The sequence below is a fragment of the Roseburia sp. AM16-25 genome (genome assembly GCF_003473825.1).
Taxonomy (GTDB): domain Bacteria; phylum Bacillota; class Clostridia; order Lachnospirales; family Lachnospiraceae; genus Pararoseburia; species Pararoseburia lenta.
The window spans coordinates 396,266-410,127 of the sequence record NZ_QUCW01000003.1; the positions used below are offsets into that span (position 1 = coordinate 396,266).

The window sequence follows — 13,862 nt, forward strand, 5'->3', positions numbered from 1 at the left end:
CATGGTGCTTTGTAAAGTACCATGGTCTTTTTGACATATCTCTGACATATCTTTTACATCAGTAATTGCAAGATGATCTGGACCAGCCACCATACGATAAAAAGGATCATGCCGCCATTGAGAAAATAGGTCCGGAAGCGTGCGCCGGGAGCAACGCTGTCCGGCGAAGTCAGCAGGTGGATCTTTTTGATATTTTTAAAGAATAATACGATGCCTACGATCACCAGAATGATCAGCACAAGTGCATAGAGGCAGAGCAGTAACATACCGCTCAGATGCGACATAAAGATATCGGTCAGGTAAGAGACATCAGCCATCTTTTCGGGATCTGTGGCGGCAAGCGCCAACTGATCCATACCAGACAGTTTTAGAAGTCCCATGCTGACGGCGGAACCGAGGAAGTTGACCAGCATATGCATATAGATGGTGTATTTGACATTGCCAGTCTTGACATAGACAAAGGCAAAAACGCCGCCGATCACAAAGGCATAGGCAAACTGGTTGAGATTGCCGTGGAAAAGTCCGAAGAAGAGGGCGGAGATCAAAACGGAAATGCCCTCGCCGTATTTGATGGTGCGGTCAATAAGCATCTTGCGGAAAAGCAACTCCTCTAAGACAGGCGCAAGCAGCACCATAACAAGGATATTGACCCAGGCTGCATTTGCAAGGGCTGTCTCCACGATCTCATTCGTGACGGTGGAATCCTTGAGATTGCCGACTATATTGGTGATGATATTTCCGGCGATGTTTGCCAGGTACATGCCGGCATAGCAGATGAGAAAGGTGACGATCCACTGTTTGCCGGTCATGGTACAAGGCTGGATGCTGCCTTCTTTTGGAACGCGCTTGATGACAAGCATCATGAGCGGCACGGCGATGATATAGGTTGTCAGCATAGAAATCAGAAAACTCAGGGTCTGATCTGCGGCGAGCGTGGGCGCCAGATGTGTAAGGGCGAGCGGTGTCAAGGTGCGGACACCGGCAAAAAGAAGTGCACCGATAAAGTAGGCTATGCCGATGCGGGAAAAATGTCTGCGGGTCTCTGTATTCATATGTTTGTCCTCCGTGTGCTATCTAAAAACTATAAGTATAGTATTACACATTTTGTTTGACGTGTCTATTATTCCGCCAACTCTTAAAATTTCTTAAGATTGTTTGAAAAATTATGGAAGTCCGACCAAGGTAGGCGGGGATATGCTATACTAGGTACAAGAAATCAGATCAAGAGACAGAATGTGCAATTTATGACAGAAAGTATAACAGGCAGACCAGTCCTGTTATAATAGGATAGAAGATGATAGAAAATACAGATTTATCGGTTTTGGTAGAGCCGACCCTGACCTGGTATGAGGCAAATAAGCGCGACCTTCCGTGGCGAAAAGATAAAGATCCCTATCATATCTGGGTTTCGGAGATCATGTTACAGCAAACCCGTGTGGAAGCCGTGATCCCCTATTACGAGCGCTTTATGACAGCCCTGCCGACCATCGAGGCACTGGCAAAGTGTCAGGAGGACCCACTTTTGAAACTGTGGGAAGGCTTGGGCTATTACAATCGCGTCCGCAATATGCAAAAGGCGGCGCAGACCATTTGTGCAGAATATGGCGGTCAGATGCCGCAGACCTATGATGGAATCGTGGCGCTTTCCGGCATCGGACCCTATACAGCGGGGGCAATCGCTTCCATCGCCTTTGATGAGCGGGTGCCGGCGGTGGATGGCAACGTACTCCGTATCTTATCGCGCGTCAGTCAGGATGACAGCGACATTTTAAAAGATGCAACAAAAAAGCGCATGACGGCGCAGCTTTCCCAGATTATGCCCAAGGAGGCAGGAGCCTTTAATCAGGCATTGATGGAGATCGGAGCCTTGGTTTGCATACCCAATGGACAGCCAAAATGTGATCTTTGTCCCTGGCAGCCTTTTTGTCTGGCATATAAAAACGATACTTACGACCGTCTGCCGGTCAAGACCAAGGCAAAACCCAGACGGATCGAGGAGAAAACCGTCCTTCTGATACAGGATGGACAAAAGATCGTTCTGCGGAAACGCCCTTCCAAGGGACTTTTGGCAGGACTGTACGAACTGCCTAATATCGAGGGATATTTGACGGAGGAAGAAGCGCTTGCCTTTGTGCGCGGACAAAATCTGGCTCCCTTGCAGATCAAGAAACTGCCGGAGGCAAAACATATTTTTTCTCATATTGAATGGCTTATGCAGGGCTTCTTGATACAGGTGGCAGATGTCGACAGTTTCCAGCAGGATGAGGATCTTTCCAAGGGGCCACAGGACTACTTGCTGGTTGATATCGATAAGACCCGAAAGGAGTATGCGATCCCGTCAGCCTTTGATAAATATGCGGAATTTATTGCTTTGCACCGGATGGACTAAAAGAAATACTTTATTTTACAAAAGTTTTGTGTATATAATAAGAGACGGTTGTTAGGAGGAAGAAACATGAAGATAGTTTCCTTTGCCATTCCGTGTTATAATTCGGAAGGCTATATGTCAAAATGTATAGAATCATTGCTCCCGGGTGGAGAAGATGTTGAGATTATTATTGTAGATGACGGATCCAGTGATCGCACGGCGGAGATTGCGGATGCTTATGCCGAGAAATATCCGACCATCATCAAAGCAATTCATCAGGAAAACGGTGGACACGGCTGCGCAGTCAATACCGGACTTGCCAATGCCAGCGGTATTTATTTTAAGGTCGTTGACAGTGATGACTGGGTGGATGTGGATGCCTACATGAGGGTCTTGGAGACTTTGAAGAAGTTCGTTGCAGACGATACGCTTGTGGATATGCTCTTGACCAATTATGTCTATGAAAAGATCGAGGGCGATTATCATCATCAGCGCACCATGTTTTACACCCTGCTTTTCCCGCAGGAGAGGATCATGGGCTGGCATGATATGAAGCATAACATCAAGGGATTTTCTATTTTGATGCATTCCGTGACCTATCGCACGCAGTTGCTTCGTGATTGTCACTTGGAACTGCCAAAACATACCTTTTATGTTGATAACCTCTTTGTGTATGAGCCATTGCCGTTTGTAAAGACACTGTATTATCTGAATGTAGATTTTTATCGTTATTACATAGGACGTGACGGACAGTCAGTCAACGAAAAGAACATGATCAAACGTATCGACCAGCAGTTGTATGTCAACAAGCGTATGGTGGATGCTTATGACCTGTGGCAGATCGAGGAAGAACATCTGCGTGAGTATATGCTTTCCTATCTGGAGACGATCACGGTAGTTTCTACCTGTATCGGCTATGTATCCAATGATCCGGTCAATTTGAAAAAGGTCAAAGATCTTTGGAAATACATCAAGGATAAGGATCCGCGCACTTATCATCATCTGCGCTGGGGTGCACTGGGGCATGCCATGAATCTGCCGGGCAGATTTGGTCGTTACTTATCTGTAAAAGCATACAAGATCTCACAGCGTTTTATGGGATTTAATTAAGAAAAAGCAGTAGTGAAGGATTTTTCACTACTGCTTTTTGCTCCTTTTAGCGGCTCATCTCAGAGAGAAGGGACTGCTTCATATCATATAATTTCTGTGACAGATCCACATGGATCTTGGACGGGTTGGTAAAACGCTTGTTTTCTTCCCATAGGGTCTCTTTTTCCTGATTGCAGATCTTCTGGATCTCCATAACAGGCGGGGTATCATAGACACGCTTGCCCTGGCAGATCACAGGAACGAGCATTTCTTTCATGGTATAAGACCCACCGGGCAGGGTCGTCTTTTTCCAAGGCTCGTTTGGATCAAAGAGTTTCATATCCTGATCGGTGTCAAAGGTTTCATCGTGAAGACAGATCAGATCGGCTTTGATCTTGCCACTTTCCTTATCATAGATACGGAAGAAGGTCTTATTTCCCGGATTGGTCACTTTTTCGGTGTTTTCAGATAATTTGATCTTAGGGATAAAGCCTCCCTGATCATCAGCAATGGCTGCTAACTTGTAGACCCCGCCGAAAGCAGGGCAATCCTTGGAGGTGATGAGGTTTGTCCCAACACCCCAGGAAGTAATGGTAGCCCCCTGACTTTTCAAACTCTGGATCAGATACTCGTCCAGGTCATTGGAAGCAGAAATGATGGCATCGGTAAATCCGGCATCATCTAACATCTTGCGCACCTTTTTTGAAAGATAGGCGAGATCGCCGCTATCCATACGGATGCCGTAATTGGTCAGGTTGATGCCTGCTTCGCGCATTTCCGTGAAAACGCGGATGGCATTTGGAATGCCGGAACCAAGGGTGTCGTAGGTGTCTACCAAAAGTGTGCAGGCATTTGGATATAGTCTTGCGTATTCCTTGAATGCCGTATATTCATCCGGAAAACTCATGATCCAGGAATGGGCGTGGGTGCCAAGCACCGGCACGTCAAACATCTGTCCGGCAAGTACGTTGGAAGTCCCCTTGCAACCGCCGATGATGGCGGCTCTGGCACCATAAGTACCGCTGTCCGGGCCCTGTGCACGGCGCAGACCAAATTCCATGACGCCGTCCCCCTCAGCCGCATAGCAGACGCGGGCAGCCTTGGTCGCGATCAGGCACTGGTGGTTCATGATATTTAAAATGGCGGTTTCAACTAATTGCGCTTCCATGATCGGCGCGATGACCTTGATCAAAGGCTCGCGCGGGAAAATGATAGAACCCTCCGGCACGGCATAGATGTCACCGGAAAAATGAAAGTCTGCCAGATAGGCGAGAAAGTCCTCATCAAAGATGTGCAGTCCGCGCAGGTAGTTGATGTCATCCGCATCAAAATGCAGGTTCTCAATATATTCAATGACCTGTTCCACTCCGGCGCAGATGGCATAGCCACCACCCGAAGGATTGGTGCGGTAGAAAGCGTCAAACACAACGGTGTGATTGTTGTTGTTTTTGAAATATCCCTGCATCATGGTCATTTCATACAGATCTGTCAGCAGGGTCAAATTCAATGTGCTCATGAAATATCCCCTTTTCTTCTTTTACAAATGGTATAATTGTCTTACATTATAATCCAATTTATAAAAATAAGGAAGAAAAAATGAGGGATGGCATTTTGAAAGATTAAGTGGTAAGATTAAAAGCAAATTCCAGAGGGCATAAGAAGCATATGAAAGATCAGAAATTATCTACAATTTTATCGGTCATCAGCATGATATGTGGCATATTGGCACCATGTCTGGTCTGTTATTGGTATGTAGGGATGGTCTTTGCAGTGGCTGCGATCGTTCTTGGGATTTATGTGCAAAAACATTTTGGTAAAAATCGTATGGTCGTGACGGCTTATATATGCGCAGGCGTGTATCTGGCATTTTTTATTTTACTTGTCGGGATCATGGGCATATATTATAACATCATCGACTTACACAAATAGATTTGGAGGAGCATCATGGATAATAACGAGCATATGTTTGAAGACGAGACAGAGCAGAATACAGCAGGAAACAGCGGTAACCCATACGGGGGACAGCAGGACTATAGGCAAAGCAATCCATACGGAAGCAATCAGGGAAGTGTCAATGGTAACCCATATGGCAATCCATATGGAAATCCTTACGGAAATGCCGGTCAGAATAACGGAAACCCTTATGGAGGCAGTGGACAGAATAACCAGTATTCCTACAATAGCAATCCATATACCAACGGGCAGACCGGACCGCAGGTGGGACCAAATGGCAAGAAACTGGGTGTAGGCTTTGGCGTGGCATCCTTAGTCCTTGGTATCATATCCCTGCTTTGTTTTTGCAGTGGCGTCAATGTGATCTTAGCCATCCTGGCGATCGTCTTTGGTGTGATCCAGATTGTTACCTGTGAGAAAAAGGGCATGGCAATCGGTGGTATCGCGACGGCTGTCATATCAGTGGTACTTTTAGTTATCACATGGGGGCTTTTGTTCAGTAATGCAGCATTTATGGATATGATGCAGGAAGAAATGCAGAATGATTTTGAAGATGACGAGGACATGCAGCAGTTCTTTGAGCAGTATGGCATTGATATGAACGGAGAAGACGATACGCTGTAATTCGCCGGCAATCCTTGACAAACGCATCTACACTAAGTATAATTTTTAACGAAATATGATTTGACAAATGCGTTGAGGAAGACAGTACGCAGAGGTGAGAACGTCGAGCGAGTCGGGTATGGTGTGAGCCGATATTAGTATCTATCTGTGGAAGATCACTTCTTAGCAGCGGACTGAAGGAGTTTATCTGGTAGGAAAGCCGTGAGTCTCTACGTTACAGAGAACATGTATGCAAAGGTGCGGGGCACTTTTAAGTACAGCGTTATAGGTGGTATACGAAACTTTCGTCCTATACGGACGGAAGTTTTTTCTTTTATGCACTGCATTTGTTCAGAATAAGAAATGATAGAAAGGAAGTCGACTATGTACAAGAAAGTCAACACGGAACTCAACTTTGTTGAGAGAGAAAAAGCCACAGAGAAATTCTGGCGTGACAATGACATTTTCAAGAAATCCATGGAGAATAGAAAAGAGGGAGAGACTTACACCTTTTATGATGGACCGCCAACAGCCAACGGCAAGCCGCATATCGGTCATGTAGAGACACGTACCATCAAAGATATGATCCCTCGTTATCAGACCATGAAGGGCAAGTATGTTCCTCGTAAGGCTGGATGGGATACCCATGGTCTTCCGGTCGAGATCGAAGTAGAAAAGAAACTGGGTCTGGACGGCAAGGAGCAGATCGAAGAATACGGTATGGAGCCTTTCATAAAGCAGTGTAAGGAATCTGTTTGGAAATACAAGGGCATGTGGGAAGATTTCTCCGGCACGGTTGGTTTCTGGGCAGACATGGACAACCCATATGTTACCTATGATGACAATTTTATCGAGTCCGAATGGTGGGCATTAAAAGAGATCTGGAACAAAAAGCTACTTTACAAGGGCTTCAAGATCGTGCCTTACTGCCCTCGTTGCGGCACGCCGCTTTCCTCTCAGGAAGTAGCGCAGGGCTACAAGTTGGTTAAGGAGCGTTCTGCCATCGTCCGTTTCAAGGTCGTAGGCGAAGATGCTTATTTCCTGGCATGGACAACGACCCCTTGGACACTGCCTTCTAACGTTGCACTTTGTGTCAACCCGAATGAGACTTACTGCAAGGTCAAGGCAGCAGACGGTTATACCTATTACATGGCAGAAGCACTCTTGGACAAGGTTCTCGGAACTTTGGCAAAGGATGACGAGAAGGCATACGAAGTTTTGGAGACCATGACCGGTAAGGATCTGGAGTACAAGGAATACGAAGCCCTCTATGCATGTGCAGCAGAAGCCGCTGCAAAGCAGAACAAAAAGGGACATTTCGTGACCTGTGATACCTACGTTACCATGAGTGATGGTACCGGTATCGTTCATATTGCTCCTGCTTTTGGTGAGGACGATGCCAATGTCGGACGCAACTACGACCTGTCTTTCGTACAGTTTGTTGACGGCAAGGGCGAGATGACGGCAGAGACACCTTATGCCGGAAAGTTTGTCAAAGATGCAGACAAGGATGTATTGGTCGATCTGGATAAAGAGGGTAAGTTATTTGCCGCACCGAAGTTTGAGCATGATTATCCACACTGCTGGCGCTGTGATACACCACTGATCTACTATGCAAGAGAATCCTGGTATATCAAGGAAACAGCCGTAAAGGATGATCTGATCCGCAACAATAACACCGTAAACTGGATCCCGGAATCCATCGGCAGCGGACGTTTCGGCAACTGGCTGGAAAACATTCAGGACTGGGCGATCTCCCGTAACCGTTATTGGGGAACACCACTCAACATCTGGGAATGTGAGTGCGGACACCAGGAATGTATCGGAAGCCGTGCAGAATTGGCAGAGCGTGCCGGTGATCCAAAGGCAGCAGAAGTAGAACTCCATCGTCCATATATCGATGCCGTGACCTTCACCTGCCCGGATTGTGGAAAGACCATGCACCGTGTACCGGAAGTTATCGACTGCTGGTTCGACTCCGGAGCAATGCCATTTGCACAGCACCATTATCCATTTGAAAATAAAGACTTATTTGAACAGCAGTTCCCTGCACAGTTTATCTCTGAGGCAGTGGATCAGACCCGTGGATGGTTCCATTCCCTGATGGCAGAGTCCACCCTGCTTTTCAATAAGGCACCTTATGAAAATGTTATCGTACTTGGACATGTACAGGACGAAAACGGACAGAAGATGTCCAAGTCCAAGGGCAATGCGGTAGATCCGTTTGATGCATTGGAGACCTACGGCGCAGATGCGATTCGCTGGTACTTCTATACAGCAAGTGCACCATGGATCCCGAAGAGATTTTCCGGCAAACTGGTACAGGAAGGTCAGAGAAAGTTCATGGGAACCCTGTGGAACACCTACGCATTCTTTGTACTATATGCTAATATCGATGAATTTGATGCAACAAAATATACACTGGAATATGACAAATTATCCATTATGGATAAGTGGATTCTTTCCCGCCTCAATTCGGCTGTAAAGGATGTGGATGACAATCTGGCAAACTACCGTATTCCGGAGGCAGCAAAGGGATTGGATGCTTTTGTTGATGACATGAGCAACTGGTATGTACGCCGCAGCCGTGAACGTTTCTGGGCAAAGGGCATGGAGCAGGATAAGATCAATGCATACATGACACTTTACACCTGTCTGGTTACCATCTGTAAGGCAGCAGCACCAATGATCCCGTTCATGACAGAGGAGATCTATCAGAACCTTGTCAGAAGCATTGATGCAGCAGCGCCGGAAAGTATCCATCTGTGCGACTATCCGGTTGTTAATGAGGCATGGATCGACAAGGAACTGGAAAGCAACATGGACGAACTTTTGAAGATCGTCGTTATGGGACGTGCCTGCAGAAATACAGCCAACATCAAGAACCGTCAGCCGATCGGTCAGATGTATGTCAAGGCAGAAAAGGATCTGCCGGCATTCTATATGGATATCATTGCAGATGAGTTAAATGTCAAGAAAGTGACCTTTACAGGTGACGTGGCAGACTTTACTACCTATACCTTCAAGCCGCAGCTTCGTACCGTAGGACCAAAATACGGCAAGTTCTTAAAGGGCATCCAGCAGGCACTTGCAGATCTGGACGGCAACGCTGCCATGGCAGGCTTAAAGGCTGATGGCGTGCTCAGACTGCCGGAGGTAGATGCATCGATCGAACTTTCTGAGGAAGACCTTTTGATCACCATGACCCAGAAAGAGGGCTATGTGACAGAAAACGATGCAGATATGACGGTGGTATTGGATACCAACCTGACCGAAGAATTACTGGAAGAAGGATTTGTAAGAGAGTTGATCAGCAAGATCCAGACCATGCGTAAGGAAGCAGACTTTGAAGTTATGGATCAGATCAAGGTATTCTATCAGGGAGCCGAAAAAGTCGGTCACATCTTTGCCGAGAACTGTGATACAATCAAGAAAGAAGTTTTAGCAACAGAGATCACAGCAGGCGACCAGGGCGAATACAATAAAGAATGGAACATCAATGGCGAGAAAGTTACTCTGGGAGTTTCAAAACAATAATGAGATTGCTGAGAAGAAAGGAGCCTGAGCAGATGGTTCATACTTTTGACAAGAAAGCGTTTAAGAAACAGATCAAGGAAAATGTCAAACTCTTATATCGCAAGGAGTTTGAGGAGGCAAACGATCAGGAAGTCTATCAGGCAGTTGCGCTGGCAGTCAAAGACGAAGTCATTGACAACTGGCTGGCGACCCAGAAGACCATGGAGAAAAAGGATCCCAAGACCGTATATTATATGTCTATGGAATTCTTAATGGGCAGGGCATTGGGCAACAATATGCTCAATCTCTGCTGCTATGATGAGATTTCAGAATGTCTGGATGAATTGGGATTTGATATCAATGCGATCGAGGATCAGGAACCGGATCCTGCACTTGGAAATGGCGGTCTGGGAAGACTGGCAGCCTGCTTTATGGATTCCCTCTCTACTTTGGGATATCCGGCATATGGCTGTGGCATCCGCTACCGCTATGGTATGTTCAAGCAGAAGATTGAGGACGGTTACCAGAAAGAAGTGCCGGACAACTGGTTAAAGAACGGTTATCCGTTTGAGATCAAGCGACCGGAATATGCACATGAAGTCCGTTTTGGCGGCTATGTCAGAACCGAGCAGGGCGAGGACGGCAACCTGCACTTTATCCACGAGGGATATTCTTCTGTGATCGCAGTTCCTTATGATATGCCGATCGTCGGCTACGACAACAATATGGTCAACACCCTGATGATTTGGGATGCAGAGCCAAAGGAAGTCTTTCGTCTGGATTCCTTTGACAAAGGGGAATATGATAAGGCAGTCGAGGAAGAAAATCTGGCACGCAATCTTGTCGAGGTTCTCTATCCGAACGACAATCATATCTATGGCAAGGAACTCCGCCTAAAGCAGCAGTACTTCTTTGTATCTGCAAGTTTGCAGCGTATTCTCTGCCGCTACAAAAAGCATCATGACGACATTCGTAAATTATACGAAAAAGTCACAATCCAGATGAACGATACCCATCCGACCTTGGCAGTTGCAGAACTCATGCGCCTGCTTTTGGATGAGGAGGGCTTGAGTTGGGATCAGGCTTGGGAAGTGACGACCAAGACCTGTGCCTATACCAACCACACCATCATGTCAGAGGCTCTGGAAAAATGGCCGATCGAGATCTTCTCCCGCTTACTGCCGAGAGTTTACCAGATCGTTGAGGAGATCAACCGTCGTTTTGAGATCGAGATCCGCAACCGCTTCCCGGGAGACGAGGGTAAGGTAGCCCGCATGGGTATTATCCGTGACGGACAGGTCAAGATGGCGCATCTTGCCATTGCGGCAGGCTATTCTGTCAACGGTGTGGCAAAACTCCATACAGAGATCTTAAAGACCCAGTCTTTAAAAGATTTCTATGATATGTACCCGGAGAAATTCAACAATAAGACCAATGGTATCACACAGCGCCGTTTCCTCTTACATGGAAACCGCCTTTTGGCAGACTGGGTGACAGATCACATTGGCAAGGAATGGATTACCAATCTGTCCCAGATGAAGAAATTAGAACTCTATGCGGATGATAAAAAGGCACAGCATGAGTTCATGAACATCAAATACCAGAACAAACTGCGTCTGGCAGAATATATCAAAGAGCACAATGGCATCGAGGTCGATCCGAGATCTATCTTTGATGTGCAGGTAAAGCGTCTGCATGAGTATAAGAGACAGTTGCTCAATATTTTGCATGTCATGTATCTTTACAACCAGATCAAGGAGCACCCGGAAAAAGAATTTTATCCACGCACCTTTATCTTTGGCGCAAAGGCAGCAGCAGGCTATAAGAATGCCAAACTGACGATCAAACTGATCAACAATGTGGCAGAGGTCATCAATAACGATAAGAGTATCGAAGGCAAGATCAAAGTTGTCTTTATCGAGGACTATCGCGTATCCAACGCAGAGTGGATCTTTGCAGCGGCGGATGTATCTGAACAGATCTCTACCGCCAGTAAGGAGGCATCCGGCACCGGCAACATGAAGTTCATGTTAAACGGCGCGCTGACCATCGGTACCATGGATGGAGCCAATGTGGAAATGGTTGAGGAAATGGGCGAGGAAAATGCCTTTATCTTCGGTATGAGTGCAGAGGAAGTCATTGCACATGAGAAGAACCGTGATTACAACCCAATGGATATATTCAACAATGATCAGGATATCCGTAAAGTCCTGACCCAGTTAGTCAACGGATTTTACAGTGGCAGCGATTCTGAACTCTTCCGTGACCTTTACAATTCACTCTTGAATACACAGTGTACGCAGTACGCGGACACCTATTTTGTACTTGCAGACTTCCGTTCTTATGCAGAGGCACAGCAGCGTGTCATGGAAGCCTATATGGATGAGACCGGATGGGCAAAGAAGGCACTTTTAAATGTTGCCAATGTTGGTAAGTTCTCATCTGACCGCACCATTCAGGACTATGTGGATGATATCTGGCATTTGGATAAGATCACAGTAAACAAATAATAAATATTTTACGCACATATGACAGCGGTCGCTTTCCTGCGGCTCGCTGTTATATTGCGTCTTATAAACGTGTGCTTATGGCGTACGCTATCACAAGGAGCAAAGAGATGAAAACGGGATTGATCGTTGAAGGGGGAGGCATGAAATGCGCATACAGCGCAGGAGTTTTGGACATCTTTTTAGACGAGGGGATTCAGTTTGATTACTGCATCGGTGTATCTGCGGGCGCGGCAAACAGTGCGTCTTTTCTGGCAGGGCAGCGTGAGCGAAACATGCGCTATTACACCAAACATGTCAAGGATCCGCGCTATATCAGTCTGCGCAGTCTGCTGACAACAGGATCCTTATTTGGATTGCAATACATTTATGGAACGATGACAAATGAGGGAGGCGGCGATCCGCTGGATTATGATGCTTATCATAACAATCCGACGGAGGCTTATCTGCCGGCAACGGATGCCGAGACAGGGCTGCCTCACTATTTTAATAAAAATGAGATCCGGCGCAACGAATACCAGCCGATCATGGCGACCTGTGCCCTTCCGGTGGCATGCCGTCCGATTTCTTATGAGGGACATGTCTATTATGACGGCGGGGTATCGGATTCCATGCCGATCGAGCATGCCCTAGAGCATGGCTGCGACCGTTTGATCGTGATCTTTTCCAAGCCGCGGGGCTTTCGCATGAAGCCGCAGGGCGGCAAGATCGCCTATACGCTTGGGCTCAAGCATAAATACCCAAAGATCGTAGAGGATCTCAACCATCGCCACAAAGTCTATAACCGGCAGATGGATATGGTAGACACATTAGAAAAAGAAGGAAAGGTTATGACTTTCTGTCCGTCCGCAGACATCAAGATCGGCACCTACACCACCGACCCGGCGGTAATGATGCAGTTGTATGATAACGGGATCGCGGATGCCCAAAAACAGATGAGTCAGATAAAGGAATTTTTAAATGGAAAATAAATTGTCAAATATTTGGAAGTGCTTTCTGCCGAGCGTTTGTATCTTTGTTTTACAGATGGCGATTTCTTTTGTGGGGATGTTTTTTGTCTTTTGTTATAAGGCACACACTTATACCAGTGGAAGTTTTTCGGACTTCTTTCAGGGTTACTATAACGCGGTGACATCAACGGACTTTAACGTGGGCGTTATGTTGGTATATGCCGCTATTGCAGCCGTATTGTTTTTCTTCTGGTACTACAAAAAAGTATGTGATAAGAGTGCAAAAAAGGGAGCCTTTGCGCTTTTGAAGGCAAATCCGGCGACCTGTATTGTGGGCGTGATCCTGCTTTCTTTTGGGATGCAGTATCTGTGTACTTATCTGATGAATGTAGTTTCCGTTCTTTTTCCCAACTGGCTGACCCAGTATGAGACCTTGATGGACGGCATGGGCTTGTCAGAGTCACTGACCCTGCCGTTGGTACTCTACACGGTCGTGATCGGACCGATCTGTGAAGAACTGACCTTCCGCGGACTGACCTTTTCTTATGCCAGACGTGTTATGCCGTTTTGGGCAGCCAATGTGGTACAGGCACTGCTTTTTGCCGGTATGCATATGAATCCGCTGCAGGCAGTATATACCTTTTTATTTGGCTTAGTGCTTGGATATTTTGTGGAAAAGGCAGGCAATCTTTCCATGGGCATCTGCCTGCATATGAGTTTCAATGCTGTGGGCGTTTTGAGCGGTGGTCTGGCCTTAGGCGGCAATGGACCGATGCAGTTCTTCTGTATCTTATTTGGCTCTATGGTGGCTACTTATCTTGGCATTTTGCTCTTGAACAAGAATGCCAAAAATATGGCGTAATTTATCATAACTAC

10 protein-coding genes are annotated in these 13,862 nt (G+C 46.5%); 8 read left to right on the forward strand and 2 right to left on the reverse strand.

All coding sequences use genetic code 11. The features are described 5' to 3' along the window. Positions 1–53: 53 nt before the first annotated feature. Entirely contained in the window at positions 54–1,052 is a 999-nt protein-coding gene (locus DW183_RS09090; RefSeq protein ID WP_118281681.1) for a CPBP family intramembrane glutamic endopeptidase, read from the reverse strand. A 242-nt stretch (positions 1,053–1,294) separates the two neighbouring features. Here DW183_RS09090 and mutY point away from each other — a divergent pair, with 242 nt between their 5' ends. Together mutY and DW183_RS09100 are read left to right on the forward strand one after the other, a co-directional pair. Further along, positions 1,295–2,389 carry an A/G-specific adenine glycosylase gene (mutY, locus tag DW183_RS09095; protein ID WP_118281682.1) on the forward strand — a complete coding sequence of 365 codons (1,095 nt, stop codon included), beginning with the start codon at positions 1,295–1,297 and terminating at the stop codon, positions 2,387–2,389. A gap of 66 nt (positions 2,390–2,455) precedes the next feature. Then, positions 2,456–3,478, forward strand: coding sequence for a glycosyltransferase (locus DW183_RS09100; RefSeq protein ID WP_118281683.1), 1,023 nt, complete (start codon positions 2,456–2,458; stop codon positions 3,476–3,478). A 46-nt stretch (positions 3,479–3,524) separates the two neighbouring features. Here the strand turns inward: DW183_RS09100 and DW183_RS09105 are convergent, their stop codons facing one another. Then, entirely contained in the window at positions 3,525–4,973 is a 1,449-nt protein-coding gene (locus DW183_RS09105) for a nicotinate phosphoribosyltransferase (RefSeq protein ID WP_118281684.1), read from the reverse strand. A 149-nt stretch (positions 4,974–5,122) separates the two neighbouring features. On the opposite strand from DW183_RS09105, the gene DW183_RS09110 reads away from it, so the two are divergent. From DW183_RS09110 to DW183_RS09135, 6 genes are all read left to right on the forward strand, one after another. Further along, entirely contained in the window at positions 5,123–5,386 is a 264-nt protein-coding gene (locus DW183_RS09110) for a hypothetical protein (RefSeq protein WP_147403377.1), read from the forward strand. 15 nt (positions 5,387–5,401) lie between these two features. Then, positions 5,402–6,034: a DUF4190 domain-containing protein gene (locus DW183_RS09115; protein WP_118281686.1), complete on the forward strand. Its 633-nt coding sequence runs from the start codon at positions 5,402–5,404 to the stop codon at positions 6,032–6,034. A 363-nt stretch (positions 6,035–6,397) separates the two neighbouring features. Beyond that, on the forward strand, positions 6,398–9,550 hold the full coding sequence (gene ileS, locus DW183_RS09120) for an isoleucine--tRNA ligase (RefSeq protein ID WP_118281687.1): 3,153 nt from the start codon (positions 6,398–6,400) through the stop codon (positions 9,548–9,550). 32 nt (positions 9,551–9,582) lie between these two features. Further along, complete coding sequence (locus DW183_RS09125; RefSeq protein ID WP_118281882.1) at positions 9,583–12,039, forward strand: glycogen/starch/alpha-glucan phosphorylase; 2,457 nt, start codon at positions 9,583–9,585, stop codon at positions 12,037–12,039. Between the two features lie 107 nt (positions 12,040–12,146). Continuing rightward, on the forward strand, positions 12,147–13,007 hold the full coding sequence (locus tag DW183_RS09130) for a patatin-like phospholipase family protein (protein ID WP_118281688.1): 861 nt from the start codon (positions 12,147–12,149) through the stop codon (positions 13,005–13,007). Next, positions 12,997–13,848, forward strand: a complete 852-nt coding sequence (locus tag DW183_RS09135) for a type II CAAX endopeptidase family protein (protein WP_118281689.1) — start codon at positions 12,997–12,999, stop codon at positions 13,846–13,848. Before DW183_RS09130 ends, DW183_RS09135 begins: the two co-directional genes overlap by 11 nt. Positions 13,849–13,862 lie beyond the last annotated feature (14 nt).